Here is a 15873-nt window from a genome sequence, read left to right on the forward strand (position 1 = left end):
TTTCCTATTTAGTTTAATAGGTTCCACTAATTCAAAATTTAGATTACATTATCGATAATGATTCTCAATACCTTATATTGAAGAGCCGAATTCTCCGGCTTTTTAGATACTTACCACCGCTCATGACCACTCGTGAAACTGCTACGGACGTGCGTAAAGAGCCTGGCCCCATCAGCCAGATCCTCAGCTCTATACGCTCACGTCTGATTGTTGCCGCCGTTCTGGCGGCCTTGGGTTCAATGCTGACCCTGGTGCCTTTGGCCGGAATCGCCCATATCGCCAAGCTGACTTTGGGCAATACCCTGTCTGGCGAGCTGCAAGGCGATATAGGCTGGGCGGTGCTATTGAGCATCATCAGCATGTTTGCAGGCCTGGCCCTGATCTCGGCAGGCGAGCTGCTGGCCCACCTGGCCGACAATCAGCTGACACGCGGTCTGCGCCTGAGTGCCGCCCAGAGGTTATCCAAAGTGCCGCTAGGCTGGTTTACCGGCCAGGCTTCAGGCGAAGTGAAACAAGCCATGCAGGATGACATCGCCACCCTGCACAGCCTGACCGCACACTTTTACACCTCGGTCGGCCGCGCCGTCGGTGCTATTGCGATCTCGGTGCTGTACCTGTTCGTCATGGACTGGCGTATGGCCATCGTGGCTTTGCTGCCCTTCCCCGGTTTTTTTCTGTTCCTGCGCCACGCCATGAAAGCCAGCAGCGCGAACATGCAGGGCTTTGTCGAAAAGCTGGGTCGCTTGAACAGTGCCACCGTGGAATTTGTCAGCGGCATTCCCGTGGTCAAGGCCTTTGGTTCCAATGGGCAGGCACATGGCGGCTATAGCAAGGCCGTGGATGGCTTTGCCGACGCCTTTCTGAACTTTGCCCGCCCTTTGGTGGCCCGCATGGCTCACGCCCATGCCATGATCGCTCCGGTCACGGTTCTAGGTGTCGTGCTGATCTTCGGTGCCCTCTTCAGCTATTTGAACTGGATTGCCCCGGTAGACATTCTGCCCTTCGCCCTGGTGGCTCCCGGCATTTGCGCCCCCCTGCTCTTGTTGCATACCCTGCTGCACGATCTGGGCGGGGCAACGGGTGCGGCACAGCGCGTACAAGCCTTGATGAAAACCCCCGTACTGGAACCGCTGAGCACTGATCAGCAACAAGTCCCAGCAAATCACGAAGTGCGAGTCGAAAACGTCAGCTATGCCTACGGCGAAGGCCATCAGGCACTCAGCAATATCAGCTTCACCCTGGAACCGGGCACAGTCACCGCGATTGTGGGCTCTTCCGGCTCTGGAAAATCCACCATCGCCCGCCTGCTGCTGCGCTTTTTTGACCCCAGCGAAGGCCGCATCACCCTGGGCGGTGCCGATCTGCGCCAAATCGAATCCACCGAACTTTACCGCCGCATTGGCTTTGTGCTGCAAGAGGTGCGCCTGATCAATGCCAGCGTGCGCGAGAACATTGCGCTGGGCCGCCCCTCGGCCAGTCAGCAAGAGATTGAAGACGCCGCCCGCGCCGCCAATATTCACGACCGTATCTTGACCCTGCCTCGTGGCTACGACTCTGTCGTGGGTGAAGACGCCCAACTCTCGGGCGGCGAGCGTCAGCGCGTCAGCATTGCGCGCGCTGTCCTGCTGGACCCACCCATTCTGGTGCTGGACGAAGCCACCGCCGCTGCTGATGCCAGCAATGAAGTGGCTATTCAAGATGCTCTGTCACGCTTTGCCCAAGGCCGCACCTTGCTGGTCATTGCTCACCGCCTGGACACCATCATGCACGCGGATCGCATTCTGGTGCTGGAAGACGGCGCGATTGTGGAGCAAGGCAGTCACACCAGCCTGCTGGCTGAACAAGGCCGTTACGCACGGCTCTGGACCCTGGGTGGCTACGACAACCGTTCCAAGGACACATCATGCTAAAGACCCTGATTCAGTTGCTGGGTACGGATGCCCCCATTTTCCGCCGCTATAGCTGGATGGCTGTCTTATACGGCCTGCTGTGCGGCCTGACCATGACTACCTTGGTCCCCGTTTTCACTCATCTGCTCAATGGCGAACCCAAACAAGCAGGCGGCTGGTTGCTGGTCCTGCTGCTTGGCGTGGCTGTCTGCTGGGCTTGGCGCCGCCATGTGGAGCAAGCGGGTGTAAATGTTGGGGCCGCCATCCTGCAAGGTGGCCGGCATCGTCTGGGCGAACATATCGCTCAACTGCCCGTAGGCTGGTTCTCCGCTCAAAACACCGCGCGGCTGGGGCACATCGTCACCCAGGGCATGATGTCGGTGGCCCAATTGCCTGCACACGTCTTCACACCGCTGATCGCCGGAGTTGTGACGCCGCTTGTGCTGGTCGTGGCGCTGTTCATCCTGCATTGGCCGCTGGGTTTGATTGCCCTGATCGCGTTGCCTTTGCTGGCGGGTGTTCTAGCACTGACCGCCCATTTGGGACGCAAGGCCGATGATGCCTTCCAGGCTCATTTCGCTCATGCCAGCCAGCGTGTGGTGGAGTTTGCCCAAGCCCAATCCGTGCTGCGTGCCTTCAATGGCGAAGGCGGTGGCACCCGTCTGCTGGAAGAAGCGATTGAACGCCAACACCAGGCGGGCAAGAAACTGATCTGGCAATCCACGGCCTCGGCGGTACTCAATGCCTGGGCCGTACAAGCAGCCTTTGCGGCCTTGCTGATTGCCGCCACGCTTTGGCTAAACAGCCATACGGGTCTGGGCCTGAGCAGTGCAGAAGTCATCGCCGTCATCGTGTCCTTGCTGCTGAGCGCACGCTATATCGACTCCTTGCTGGAAGTGGCCAGCTACGGTGAAGTGCTGCGCGGTGCACGCGGCCAACTTGATGCGATTCAAGAACTGTTTGCCGTTCAGCCCCTGCCCGAACCCGCTTCGCCCCAAACTCCAAGCGACGGCTCGATTGTGCTGAACAATGTGCATTTCCGCTATGCCGCCGACAAGCCCGATGTACTGAATGGCGTCAGCCTGAACATTGCACCTGGCAGCATGGTGGCCTTGATCGGGGAATCCGGCTCAGGCAAAACCACACTGGCTCGTCTGATTGCCCGCTTCTTTGATGTCAGCCAGGGCAGTGTCTCCATAGGAGGCGTGGATGTACGCCAGATCGGCAGCCCCGTACTGGCCACGCAAATCAGCCAGATTTTTCAGGACGACTATCTGTTCGCAGGCAGCATTGCCGAGAACATACGCCTGGGAAAACCGGATGCAACCGAGGCCGAACTGATGGAAGCGGTAGAACAAGCCGGTGTCAGCGAAATCATCGCGCGCTTGCCAGAAGGTCTGAACACAACGGTGGGCGAAGGCGGGGCCCGCCTGTCCGGGGGCGAGCGTCAACGCATCGCCATTGCGCGCGCTCTGATCAAGAACGCCCCCATTTTGCTGGTGGACGAAGCCACTGCCGCACTGGATGCCGAAAACCAGGCGGCCATTGCCCAGGCTTTGGCCCGTCTGCGTGGCAAGCGTACCCTGATCGTGATTGCTCATCAGCTCTCTACCGTAGCCATGGCCGATCAAATCGTGGTGCTGGAGAACGGCCAGATTATCGAACAAGGCCCACCGGCCCAACTGCGCGAAACCCAAGGCCGTTATACCCACTTCCTGAACCAGCGTCATGCCGCCAAAGGATGGCGTATTGCCACCACAGCCCAGAATAACGGTGTGTGATGCGAGCTAGATCTTTTGTGCTGTTGTTTCTGATGCTCTGCAGCCTGTCTTTGCTGATAGGTGCACGGCAAATCAGCTGGGCACAATTATGGAGTTTTTCAGGCGATGCCTGGCTGACACTGAGCGCCAGCCGCCTGCCCCGTCTGGCGGCACTGGTCTTGAGTGGCATAGGCCTGTCTGTCTGCGGGGTGATCTTGCAGCACATTGTGCGCAATAAGTTTGTGGAACCGGCCACCTCGGGCGGGCTGGATGCCGCCAAGCTGGGCATTCTGATCGCCCTGACCCTGGCCCCCACCAGCGGCACATTGGGCAAGCTGCTGTTTGCCCTCTTGTTCTGCTTTGCCTCCAGCCTGATCTTCATCGCTGTGGTACGCCGCATCCGCTTCAAGAACACCGTGCTGGTACCGGTGATTGGCTTGATGTATGGCGGTGTGCTCAGCGCCATTGCCGAGTTCTATGCCTACCAGCACCAGATTTTGCAAAGCATGCAGGGCTGGATGCTGGGCGACTTTTCCAAGATCGTGCAGGGCAACTACGAAATCATTTATTTGATCCTGCCCATTGTGTTGCTCACCTATCTGTATGCGCATCGCTTCACAGTGCTGGGCATGGGCGAAGGCATGGCCACCAGCCTGGGCCTGAACTATTCTGCCACCGTGGCCCTGGGTTTGATACTGGTCGCGGTTACCGTCTCGGCCACTGTTATTACCGTAGGGGCCATTCCCTTTATCGGCCTGGTCATCCCCAATCTGGTGGCGCTGCGCTATGGCGACAACCTGGGCCGTACCTTGCCCATTGTGGCGCTGGGTGGTGCCAGCCTGCTGCTGGCTTGCGACATCCTGGGCCGCCTCATTATCTACCCTTTTGAAGTCCCTATTGGCCTGACCGCAGGTGGCGTGGGTGGCCTGCTGTTTCTGTTCCTGATCTTCTGGAGGAACCGATGAAACGGCAACATCTGGTCTGGATCCTTTTGCTGGTACTGGCACTGAGCTTTGTGTTCTATCGCTCCGGCCTGGACTTCGACTACATCATCCCCAAACGACTGAACCGCTTGGCAGCCATGGTCATTGGCGGCATCTGCATTGCCTGGTCCTCGATTATTTTCCAGACCATTACCGGCAACCGGATTCTGACACCCGCCATCATGGGATACGAAGCGGTTTACCTGCTGTTCCAGTCCCTGCTGATTTTGCTGCTGGGCACACAAAGTCTGGTGATGCTGGGCGCCAATGGCAATGTAGTGCTGTCCATTGTGCTGATGCTGGCCTACTCGCTGGCAATCCATCACTGGCTGTTTCGCCAGGGCAAGAACAATGTGTATTTCCTGCTGCTGATGGGGCTGGTGTTGACCATGATCATCAGCACCTTCACCCAGTTTGTGCAGCTAAAGATCAGCCCCGGCGAGTTCTCCATTTTGCTGGGTTTTAGCCAAGCGTCCTTTAACCGGGCCGAGCCTTTGCAACTGCTGGTTTCCGCCCTTCTGGTGGGGAGCATTTGCCTGGGCAGCCTGCGCAGCTTGCCCACGCTGGACGTGCTGTCTTTAGGCCGCGAACAAGCCATTTCTTTAGGTGTCGACTATCGCCGTACCGTGCGCATCCAGCTGGCACTGATTGCTGCCCTGGTGGCTATTTCCACCAGCCTGCTCGGGCCCACTGCCTTCATGGGGATTTTTGTAGCCAACACCGGCTATGCGCTGGCCCGCAGCTTCCGACACCGAATCACGCTGCCGCTAGGCTGCGCCATCGCCATCGTCATGTTTTTGCTGGCACAGATAGCGGTGGAACACATTTTCAATTACCGCACGACCGTCGGGATACTCGTCAACCTGGTGTGTGGCGCGTACTTTCTGGGACTGATGGTTCGTACCCGAGGCACTGCATGATTACGATCAATCAGCTCTCCAAACACTACAAGAAGAAGACCGTGCTTTCCAAAGTCAGCACACAGTTCCCCGCCGGACAGCTCAGCTCCCTGATCGGCCCCAATGGTGCCGGCAAAACCACCTTGCTGATGAGTATCGCCCGCTTGCTGGAGGCCGACGAAGGCCAGATCAAGCTGGACGGCCGCAACATTGCCGATATACGTATTGCCGACTATGCGCGCCGGGTGGCCACCTTGCGCCAATCTCCTGATTTCAATCTGCGCCTGACCGTGGAAGAACTGGTCGCCTTTGGCCGCTTCCCCTATAGCCGCGGCGTGCTGACGGATGAAGATCAACAAGCCATCTCCGACGCTATTCAGTTTCTATCGCTGGAACCCTTGCGCCAGTCCTATCTGGACGAGTTGAGCGGCGGTCAGCGACAGATGGCTTTTCTGGCCATGACCATTGCCCAGCAAACGGATTATTTGCTGCTGGATGAGCCGCTGAACAATCTGGACATCAAGCACGCTGTTCAGATCATGCGCGCCTTGCGTCGGCTCTGTGACGAGTACGGCCGTACCGTGATTCTGGTGGTGCATGACATCAACTTTGCCGCCAACTATTCCGATCACATTGTGGCCATGAAAAACGGTGCGCTGTACTGCGCAGGACCGGTGTCAGAGGTCATCACGCAAGCACGGCTGACCGAACTTTATGGCCTGGATTTCGAGATTACGCACAGCGAGCGTGGCCGCCTGTGCAATTACTTCACCCCATCAGGAGAACTAGCATGATCGCCAAACACAGATACGGGCTGATAGCCCTGTTTGTGGCCGCCAGCTTTGCCTTGCAAGGCTGCGAGAAAAAGACCCAGGCAGCGGCGGAAACCCCGGCACCGCAAGCCGCCGTCAGCCCGCAGGCCAGTGCCCGCTATGAACCGATTGTGGTCGAACACAAGCTGGGCTCGACACGCATCGAAAAACTGCCACAACGCGTCGTGGCGCTGGACATGAACGAAGTGGATTTTCTGGATGCCTTGGATGTCCCGGTGGTGGGCATGCCCAAAGACTTCATCCCGGCATTCCTGGACAAGTATAAAAATGCCCCTGAAATCCAGGACACCGGCGCAATTGTGCAACCGAATGTGGAACAGGTGTACGCCGCCAAACCGGACCTGATTCTGATCACCTCCTTGCAAGCCAATCACTACAAGGAACTGAGCCAGATCGCCCCCACCATTCACTTTGACGTGGATTACCGCGATAGCCAGGTCAACCACATTGAAGTCATCAAGAATCACCTGCTGACTCTGGGCTCGATTTTCAAGAAAGAAGAGCTGGCCCAACAAAAAGTGGCCGAGCTGGATGCCAAAGTCGCCCAGGCCAAAGAAATCACCCAGGATCGTCCTGAAAAAGCCCTGATTGTTCTGCATAACAACGGCTCGTTCAGCTCCTTCGGAGTGCAGTCCCGCTACGGTTTTGTATTCAATGCGCTGGGCGTACAGCCTGCCAGCCCGACGGTAGAAACCGGCCTGCACGGACAGCCTGTTTCCAGCGAGTTCATCCAGCAAGCCAATCCGGACATCATTTACATCATCGACCGTACCGCCGTAATGGAACGTCGCCCTGCCCTGAACGCCGACAGCCTGAGCAACCCGCTGCTGCGTGAAACCAAAGCCTGGCAAAACGGCCGTGTGGTATTTGCCAATGCCGAAGCCTGGTACGTGACTGCCGCCAGTGTCACCTCGCTGAAATTGATTATTGATGACGTGATCCACGCCTACCAACAACCATGATCTAACGGTTTTTACACGAGCAAATAGACGGTAACGCGACTCAATCCAATTTCTATTTGCCTTAATCAAAGCAAAGAAACACACCCCGCTACATAAAGGAAACTGGCATGTACACACCACGCCACAATGGGACGTTTGCGCCCTCGATACGTAAAATCGGCAGTTCCAGCCGCTCCGGCTTTGCCCTGGACCGCACTTTCAGCGCCGTGCAAATGGCATTAATACTGGGTTTGGGAGCCAGCGCGCTGGCCTTGATGGCCTCGCCTGCGCAGGCACAAAACAGTACGGCTGCCCAGGCTGATGAAGTCGTCACCCTGCCATCCGTTACCGTCAAAGGTCAGCGTGACAAGACTGTAGAAAGCTATGCAGGCGGACAAGTCGCCACCGGCGGACGTGTCGGTTTGCTGGGCACCAAAGACTTCATGGAAACGCCCTTCAACACCATCAGCTATACCGAGCAATACATTGCCGACCAGCAGGCGCGTGACATCAGCGAAGTGATCGCCAAAACCGACCCCAGCGTGTTCATGAGCGGCATCGCAGGCGAGAGCAACGAAAGCTATTCCATCCGCGGCTTCCGCTCCGATGTGGGTGATGTCACCGTCAACGGTCTGGCCGGGATGGGCGGCTACTACCGCAACTCGCCCGAAGCCTACGAGCGCGTCGAGGTCCTGAAAGGCCCCTCGGCCCTGCTTAACGGCATGCCGCCCAAAGGCTCGGCAGGCGGCGCCGTCAACCTGGTCACCAAACGCGCCGGCGACGATCCCCTGTTTCGCGTCACGGGCAGCTATATGTCCGACTCGCACTTTGGTGGCCACGTGGATCTGGGCCGTCGATTTGGCGAGGACAAGCAGTTTGGTGTACGCCTGAACACAGCCTACCGCGATGGTGAAATTGCCGTCAAAGACCAGGACAAGAAAATTACCCAGACCTCTTTGGGCCTGGACTGGCGCGGTGAGCGTGTCCGCTTGTCTGCCGACCTGTTTCACAGCAAAGACCGCGCCTACGGCCTGACGCGCGGCCTGACCTTGAATCCCGGCGTAGAACTGCCCAAACCACCCAAACCCGATGTGTCGTGGAACCCGCCTTGGGCTTTTTACGACACCACCGATAAAGGCGCCATGATCCGTGGCGAGTTCGATCTGAGCGATCAATTCACCGCTTACGCCGCCGCCGGTATCAGCCGTACCAAATTCAGATCCAATATGGGCGCTGGTCAGGTGATCAATAACGCAGGCGACTTCAGGATCAACTTCAGCGGCGTGGCCGACGAGATGCGGCGCAAAACCGCTGAAGTGGGTCTGATGGGTAAGCTGCAAACCGGCCCGGTCAGCCATCAATTCGCGATCAACGCCACGCAGTACAACGAAGACTACGACCTGAGCGGCTTCCGCAACCTGCTGCCCACCGCATGGGAAACCAATATCTACGATCCCGTCTGGGGTCCAGAGCCTTCCTTGCCGAACAATATTCCGCTGATCAGCACCACTAAAACTCGCTTGAAGAGCATCGGTTTTGCTGACACCCTGTCCTTTGCCGAGGACCGCGTACAAGTGACACTGGGCGCACGCCGTCAGCAAGTGATCAACGAGAGCTTTAACGGCACCACCGGCCAGCGTACAGGCGAGCGCTACAAGGAAAGCGCAACCACTCCCGCCGTCGCTTTCCTGGTGAAAGCCACTGATCAAGTCTCGGTCTACGCCAACTACATCGAAGGCTTGTCCCAAGGCACGATTGCTCCCAACACCGCCGCCAATGCAGGTCAGGTTTTTGCCCCCTTCAAAACCAAGCAGAAGGAAGTCGGCCTGAAGCTGGATCTGGGTGACTTTGCCCATACCCTAGCCTTGTACGAAATCAAGCGCCCCAGCAGCTATACCGACCCATTTACCAACGTGTTCTCCTTTGGTGGCGAGCAACGCAACCGGGGCATTGAATGGGGCTTTTTCGGCTCCCCCATGGAAGGTGTGCGCTTGATGGGTGGCGTGGCTTACTCCGATCCGGAAATCACCAAAGCCGCCAACCCGGCTGAAGAGGGCCGCCAGGCCACGGGCCTGCCCAAGTGGCAAGCCAAGCTGGGCGTGGAATGGGATGTACCCAACTTGCAAGGTCTGACCGTGATGGCCAACGCCACCACCTCATCCAAGCAATACCTGAGCGCGGACAACTCCCTGTCCATCCCCGGCCATACCGTGTTTGATCTGGGCGCACGCTATCGCACCAAGATCTCCGGCCGTCCGCTGACCTTGCGGGCGACGGTGAATAACGTAGCGAACAAGGCTTACTGGGCCAAGCCGCACTTCACCAGCCTGGGTGTTGGCGCACCACGGACTTTCATGTTGTCGGCAACGATGGAGTTCTAAGCTGAAGCGCTGAGTTTGATGAAAGGGCCTTGTAGCGCGATAAAAGCGCAGGCAAGGCCTTATTCTTTCCAGAAGAAGAGGCCAAGCCTTCCTGATACTTTGGCGACATTTTCAGGCACAAGAGTACTTGGCATCCTGGCACCGGGCACAAGAAGCAACCAAGCTTTTGGGCTTACGGAGAGCTACCCTTGGTGTCGTACCCGACACCATACGCAGCGACGGTCACCGCAACAATAACAAGAATGACAACGCTAAAGGAAACTGGCTGATCCAGCGTGTTAAAGACTAAGCCCCTAATCCAATAAACACAGCAGATGGATATCTTCCGGGTCCAGCGCAAATAAACGAGCATCAGGCTCTGGCGCGATTTCAAAGCCATGCGCCAGATAAAAATCCACCGTATTCACCGAAGGCGTGGCCGAGGCATAGACCGCCTTCGCGCCCCACTCCACAGCCTGCTTCTTGGCCTGATCCAGCAGCCATGTGCCCATACCCTGCCCGCGCAAGGACTGGCTAACGTGCAAAAAGAAAAGCTGACGCCAGTCGCCTTGTGGCCCCAAAGGCAAGCTGTCCAAACCCACAGCGGCCAGCAAATGATCGCCCTGGAATACGCCCATGAACCAGGAACCGCGATGAAAAGCGTCTTCATGTTCAGGGTGATATTTCTCCGGGTCCCCTTCCGGCCAACCGCGCAAATCAATATCAGCCGCTTGCTTGTGCAGCACACCATCGCGCAGCTCGTACAAGCCGTCAATCCGTTCGCTACGGTCTATAGACCACAGCAGATTCAGTTCGGTTTCCAGTAGAGGGCGTAACGACAAACCAGAGGGTAAAGAGGACATCAAATTCACTGTGACATGTTACGAGGGCTGAGCCAGGCTTGGCACTCAAACAAAAAGATCAGTAGGCTCATTACTGAACGCCAGTCTCACCCCTTGTCTGAATACGTCCGATTATAGGCGCACGCCACTCGAGCTAGCCGCAGGCCTCAGCAATCTTACGGGGTAACAAACACCTGCGCATGCAGATCCTGAATTTTCAAACCGCGCTTCAATACCAGGCCGGTGGCCGCATCCACCAAGCTCGGAGACCCCGCTGCATACACTTTCCAGCCACTCAGGTTTTCCTGTTCCTGAGCAATCACCTCTGTCAGCGCACCGCGTCGATAGGGCATCACCGGTATGCCCGAAATGACGGGCTTGAAGCTCAAATTAGCGTATTGACGTTCCAAGGCCTGAAAAATATCAAGCGCATATAAGTCCCGAATTTCCTGCAATCCGAAATACACATGTATGGCTTGCGTCATGCCGCAGGCCAAAGCCGATTCAATCATTGACCTGATCGGTGCCAGGCCTGCCCCGTCAGCAATACACAAGATGGGGCCATCGTGAGCATCACGCAGATAAGAAGAGCCACGCGGTGCCTCCAGCACTACCTGCTCTCCCGGCTGCAGCACCGTGTGCACGTAGCCTGAGGTCACCCCGCCCGGGACACGACGTATATAAAACTCCAGCTCTGACGCACCGGGGGGATTGGCCATGGCGTAGCTGCGTACCGGCGCTTGCCCGAACCGGATATCCGCATATTGCCCGGCATAAAACATCAGGGGCTCGGCTTCATCAAGACGAATTCGGACAAGGCGTATATCCTGCGTCAAATCCGCAATGGCAGATACGGTCCCCGTCATAGTGCATAAAGGAGGCCGCCCACGTATATCGTCCGTTCCCAGCCAATCTACCGTGACATCGTCGGTCGGAATGGCTCTACAGGCCAGGATCAGGTTTCGGGCCCGTTGCGCGGCCGTCAAGGCAAAAGGCGAATACTCCATCATCTCCACCTGCCCGTCAACCAATCTCGTTTTACAGCCACCGCAGCGCCCCATACGGCAACCATGCGGGTAGACCATACTGTTCTCCAGTGAGGCCTGCAGAATGGTTTGCCCGTTCTGAGCTGCTATCCGTGTGCCTGTCTGACGGATAAAAATGGTTTTGCTGCTCATGTCAGCCTCCCCCTAAGGTACGAGCCGGTGCCCTACCAGGATTTCAACGCATCAAACCCGTGTTTCCGAACCGGTACAGATCTGGCTGCCTTGCAAATGTTATATAGCATGCCAAGGAAATGTGCCCAGCAAGGACAAGCACGGTTTTATCCACCCTAAAGCCTGTACCCGGTTACCTCTTCACGGCGCCGTTCCTGGCCAGACTTGCATAGCATCCTCAGACGGAACGGCACACTTAAGCAACTGCTGCCGCAGCATTGCAGCGGCGACACCAAGCGCGTGATCGGTGCGATGAGCCAGATACGCGCGCGTGTAGGACACCCCCATGGGGCCGAGCGCCGCAGCCGCCAAGGGCACAAGTTGCTTCTGCTCCAACTCCTGCTCAATCGTCCACAAGGGCAAACGCCCCCAGCCCACCCCGCCTAAAATCAGCGCGCGCTTTGCATCCTGAGTCCCTACTCGCAACGTCTGCGGTGATAACACCCCAAAATCGCGCCCTTCGGACAAGGCCGAAGGGTCCTCCAGAACGATCTGCGTATGATCTGCCAATTCCGTGTTCGTCAACGCATGACGGACCAAAGCCAGAGGATGGCTCGCCTCAGCTACAGCCACAATCGGCACCCAATGCAAAGCCTCGATCTGAATGCGCTGATCCATGAAATCCTCGCCCGCCATGATGGCAAGGTCACAGCGCTTGTCCCGCAGCGCCTGTAGTGGCGCACCCAGAGGCTCAACAGCCAGGCGCAGACGGACAGATGGCAAAGCATGACGCAAGGCTTTTAACGCTGCCGCAACAACAGGCAGCGGATAAAGCGTATCGACCATCAAGGACAGCTCGGTCTCCACCCCCTGGACCAATCCGCTGGCGTGGGCACGCATGAAGTCTACTTTCAGCAATATCGCCCGGGCATCTTCGAGCAAGGCCTGACCAGCTTGCGTCAGCCTGGGCCGATGAGCACTTCGATCAAAGAGACTTACTCCCAGATGGCGTTCGAGATTAGCAATGGCGTGGCTTACCGCGGACTGCGCACGACGCAGACGCGCCGCACCCTGACGAAAACTGCCTGCGTCAGCGACGGTGACAAACATACGGATCTGATCGAGGGTAAGGGCGTCCAGCATTGATCTATTTTTTGAATCAAGATGTTCAATATTATAGGTCTTCCGTAGATCATTCAACGCGCCGATACTGACTGTCATTAAGGCGTTCTGTTAACCCTTAAACACAAAAGGACTGTGCGAAATGACTAAAATCCTTATTCTTTATTACTCGTCCTACGGCCATATTGAAACCATGGCCAAGGCGGTTGCCGAAGGGGTACACAGCAGTGGTGCCCAAGCCGTGCTGAAACGTGTGCCGGAGCTGGTGCCTGATGCCATTGCCAGAAAGGCAGGCTACAAACTCCCTCAGAATGCTCCAGTAGCAACCGTCGATGAACTTGCGCACTACGATGGCATCATCCTGGGCACGCCGACCCGATTCGGAAACATGGCTGCCCAGCTCAAGAACTTCCTGGACCAGGCCGGCAGCCTGTGGGCACGGGATGCCCTGGTCGGCAAGGTTGGCAGTGTTTTTACCTCTACTGGCAGCCAGCACGGTGGCCAAGAATCCACCATTCTTTCTACGCATACCGTTCTCCTGCACCTGGGCATGGTGGTGACAGGTCTGCCCTACAGTTTCAAGGGGCAGTTGCGCATGGACGAAATCACAGGGGGATCTCCTTATGGTGCCTCAACACTGGCTGATGATGGCAAGGGAGGTGACCGGCAACCCACCTCTAACGAGCTGGAGGCAGCACGCTATCAGGGAGCTTATGTAGGCCGAGTGGCTCAGGCACTGGCATCAATAAAACCTGCGATAGTGGCGTAAATAACATGCCTTCCCACCAGACACACACTGACTGGCGAGCGGTCTGGGTAGTCTTCATAACCGGGGTAGCCTGCGCCTACAACCTCGGGAAGGTGGCGACTGCCGCAGCGCACTTGCAGTCTGAGCTGGGTTTGAGCCTGGCGGAAGTAGGAAGCCTGGGCGCCACCTTCGCGGTATTAGGTGCATTGGGCAGCATAGCAGCCGGTTCGGCAGTGGCACGAGCGGGGGATAGACGCATGTTGATCATAGGACTTCTGACCATGACAACAGGCGCAGTTGCCGCCGTGCCAACGAACAGCATCGTTATGCTCATGGTCGCGCGAACAGTGGAAGGCCTGGGTTTCCTGCTCATCACCGTATCTGGACCGACGCTAATAGCGCGGATTACACATAAACAGGACCAAGGCAAAGCCCTTGCTCTGTGGAGTTGTTTCATGCCAGGCGGTATGGCTTTAGCCCTGCTTACCGGGCCCTGGTTTAGCAACTGGCGCGATATTTGGCTCTTTACGGCTGTGTTAACGGCCATGATCACCGTGCTGGTCATGCGGCTAACCCCAGCGCTTCCAACACGCCAACTGGCGCCAGCGCCTTGCGCCCGTCTGGGTCATGTTCTTAGCTCAGCCCCTTTGGCTATCACTTTCCTGCTCTATAGCTTGATGTTCTTTGCGCTCTTTTCATTCTTGCCGGTGCTACTGCAACAGCGCATGCAGGCAAGCCCTACTACCGCAGGCATGCTGGCGGCGTTAGCCTGTCTTGCCAATGTGCTGGGAAACCTCTGCGCCGATCGGATTCTAAGGCGAGTGTCCCGACGTGTACTTTGCCTATGGGTCGCCCTCGTGATGGGGGCGTGTGCCCCGGGCATATTCTTGCCCGTGTTCGGGTCCATACCAACACTGGCGCTATGCCTCCTGTTCTCCGCAGTGGGCGGCCTGATTCCAGCCAGCCTGCTGTCTGCAGTTCCACTAGTGACAAGGAATCCAACTCAGGCCGCCCTGGCAGTGGGACTGCTAATGCAAGGCAGCAATATGGGAGTGGCGCTCGGACCGTTACTGGTGGGCCGCGCCGTCGATGGGCACGGCTGGCCCGCCGCCGCAGTGCTGGTTGTCGCCTGGGCGACAGCAATGGCCTTCATCGTCGGATGGCACAGCAAGCACCCGGCGCTGAGGGCTTAGCCAGACGGTCACAACACCCGTAACAAGCCTGATCTCTCCGCGACAAGCACTACACGATTGCCCCACTCATTCTTCAGAAAGGACATAACGATGTCGACTCCCCGACTTGACTACTACACACTGGCCCCACAATCGGCCAAGGCTCTGGGCCGAGCTTCATTTACGGCAGGCTGCACCCTGGACAAACGCTTGAAAGAGTTGGTGAACCTGCGCATCAGCCAGATCAATGGCTGCGCCTTTTGTATCGACATGCACTGGGCCGACTTGATCAGGCAAGGTGCAGACCCAAGGCACATTAATGCGCTTTCGGGATGGCGCGAAGCCACCCGCTTCTTTAGCGAGCCCGAACGCGCCGCGCTTAACTGGGCAGAAGCCGTCAACGCGCTGCCCCAACGCAGCCCCAGCGACGAAGACTTTGAACTGGCTCGGCAGCATTTCAGTGATGAAGCCATCGTCGAGCTGACCTTTGTCGTTGGAACGATTCGCGCCTGGAACATGCTCAACGCCAGCTTTCATACACAGGTGCCTGAAACACCGTATGTGGAGGGTTGAACTGCGCTTGTCCCCATACAAGCGCAACCGTAAGTCCTCAACCCCAGACGAATTACCGATTACGACGGGCCCGCTCCTGCACCACATTGCTCTCCAGCATGGCAGCGGCCCGGCTTGTAATTCTATCGAGCATGCTACTTAGCGCCACCATCTCTGCCTGGCTAAGATCCTGAAAAATCTCTGCATTCAAGGACACGATGATGGGCATCATTTCTCCGTAGCGCTGCCGGCCCAACTCGGTGACAGAAATATGAACCACGCGCGTATCCAGCGTGTCTCGAGTCCGCTTCAACAAGCCTTTTTCACACAAAGAACTGACAGCTCGCGAACAGCGAGCCCCATCCAGCGCAACCGCCTGCGCCAGTGCAGACCCTGTCAGGGCCGGATGCATACAGGCGATAGCCAAGATACGCCACTCACGACGGGTGATATTGAATCGCCCCTCGCACAAGCGAATGAAAATCGGGTTGCCAGCCGACCAGGCCCGATACAGCTGGAACATCATCATGGCCGGAAGTGTAGGACCACCGTCTGCGGTGCTTGCCAAGGCAGAAGAAGACTTGGGGGGGCTGACCATAGAAGACCTTTAACCTT

Annotated in this window: 14 protein-coding genes; 10 read left to right on the forward strand and 4 right to left on the reverse strand. The window is 57.3% G+C overall.

What is annotated here, in order from left to right; all coding sequences use genetic code 11:
• Positions 1–122: 122 nt before the first annotated feature.
• From M2Q46_RS11635 to M2Q46_RS11665, 7 genes are all read left to right on the forward strand, one after another.
• The gene (locus M2Q46_RS11635; RefSeq protein ID WP_302357270.1) at positions 123–1910 is read left to right on the forward strand and encodes an ABC transporter ATP-binding protein; all 1788 of its coding nucleotides are present in this window, start codon (positions 123–125) and stop codon (positions 1908–1910) included.
• A complete protein-coding gene (locus M2Q46_RS11640) occupies positions 1904–3670 on the forward strand; it encodes an ABC transporter ATP-binding protein (protein WP_115634299.1) in 1767 nt (588 codons plus the stop codon). Before M2Q46_RS11635 ends, M2Q46_RS11640 begins: the two co-directional genes overlap by 7 nt.
• Complete coding sequence (locus tag M2Q46_RS11645) at positions 3670–4614, forward strand: ABC transporter permease (protein ID WP_115634300.1); 945 nt, start codon at positions 3670–3672, stop codon at positions 4612–4614. The genes M2Q46_RS11640 and M2Q46_RS11645 overlap by 1 nt, the downstream gene beginning before the upstream one ends.
• Positions 4611–5552: an iron chelate uptake ABC transporter family permease subunit gene (locus M2Q46_RS11650; RefSeq protein WP_115634301.1), complete on the forward strand. Its 942-nt coding sequence runs from the start codon at positions 4611–4613 to the stop codon at positions 5550–5552. The genes M2Q46_RS11645 and M2Q46_RS11650 overlap by 4 nt, the downstream gene beginning before the upstream one ends.
• Positions 5549–6325 (forward strand): ABC transporter ATP-binding protein, encoded by a 777-nt coding sequence (locus M2Q46_RS11655; protein ID WP_302357271.1) that lies wholly within the window; start codon positions 5549–5551, stop codon positions 6323–6325. The genes M2Q46_RS11650 and M2Q46_RS11655 overlap by 4 nt, the downstream gene beginning before the upstream one ends.
• Complete coding sequence (locus M2Q46_RS11660; RefSeq protein WP_302357272.1) at positions 6322–7326, forward strand: siderophore ABC transporter substrate-binding protein; 1005 nt, start codon at positions 6322–6324, stop codon at positions 7324–7326. The genes M2Q46_RS11655 and M2Q46_RS11660 overlap by 4 nt, the downstream gene beginning before the upstream one ends.
• A gap of 107 nt (positions 7327–7433) precedes the next feature.
• Complete coding sequence (locus tag M2Q46_RS11665) at positions 7434–9686, forward strand: TonB-dependent siderophore receptor (protein WP_302357273.1); 2253 nt, start codon at positions 7434–7436, stop codon at positions 9684–9686.
• A gap of 293 nt (positions 9687–9979) precedes the next feature.
• Here M2Q46_RS11665 and M2Q46_RS11670 read toward each other — a convergent pair whose 3' ends face one another.
• The 3 genes from M2Q46_RS11670 to M2Q46_RS11680 all read right to left on the reverse strand — a co-directional run bounded on the left by M2Q46_RS11670 (position 9980) and on the right by M2Q46_RS11680 (position 12807).
• Complete coding sequence (locus M2Q46_RS11670) at positions 9980–10528, reverse strand: GNAT family N-acetyltransferase (protein WP_060186211.1); 549 nt, start codon at positions 10526–10528, stop codon at positions 9980–9982.
• A 155-nt stretch (positions 10529–10683) separates the two neighbouring features.
• Positions 10684–11685: a 2Fe-2S iron-sulfur cluster-binding protein gene (locus tag M2Q46_RS11675; protein ID WP_060186210.1), complete on the reverse strand. Its 1002-nt coding sequence runs from the start codon at positions 11683–11685 to the stop codon at positions 10684–10686.
• 180 nt (positions 11686–11865) lie between these two features.
• Positions 11866–12807 carry a LysR family transcriptional regulator gene (locus tag M2Q46_RS11680; protein ID WP_302357366.1) on the reverse strand — a complete coding sequence of 314 codons (942 nt, stop codon included), beginning with the start codon at positions 12805–12807 and terminating at the stop codon, positions 11866–11868.
• A 121-nt stretch (positions 12808–12928) separates the two neighbouring features.
• Between M2Q46_RS11680 and wrbA the strand changes: the two genes are divergently transcribed.
• The 3 genes from wrbA to M2Q46_RS11695 all read left to right on the forward strand — a co-directional run bounded on the left by wrbA (position 12929) and on the right by M2Q46_RS11695 (position 15279).
• The gene (gene wrbA, locus M2Q46_RS11685) at positions 12929–13555 is read left to right on the forward strand and encodes an NAD(P)H:quinone oxidoreductase (protein WP_060186208.1); all 627 of its coding nucleotides are present in this window, start codon (positions 12929–12931) and stop codon (positions 13553–13555) included.
• 5 nt (positions 13556–13560) lie between these two features.
• Positions 13561–14727: a CynX/NimT family MFS transporter gene (locus M2Q46_RS11690; protein ID WP_060186207.1), complete on the forward strand. Its 1167-nt coding sequence runs from the start codon at positions 13561–13563 to the stop codon at positions 14725–14727.
• 90 nt (positions 14728–14817) lie between these two features.
• Positions 14818–15279: a carboxymuconolactone decarboxylase family protein gene (locus M2Q46_RS11695; protein WP_060186206.1), complete on the forward strand. Its 462-nt coding sequence runs from the start codon at positions 14818–14820 to the stop codon at positions 15277–15279.
• Between the two features lie 52 nt (positions 15280–15331).
• Here M2Q46_RS11695 and M2Q46_RS11700 read toward each other — a convergent pair whose 3' ends face one another.
• Entirely contained in the window at positions 15332–15856 is a 525-nt protein-coding gene (locus M2Q46_RS11700) for a MarR family winged helix-turn-helix transcriptional regulator (protein ID WP_060186205.1), read from the reverse strand.
• Positions 15857–15873: the final 17 nt, after the last annotated feature.

This window comes from Alcaligenes sp. YSL9 (assembly GCF_030515105.1).
GTDB lineage: Bacteria > Pseudomonadota > Gammaproteobacteria > Burkholderiales > Burkholderiaceae_B > Alcaligenes > Alcaligenes phenolicus.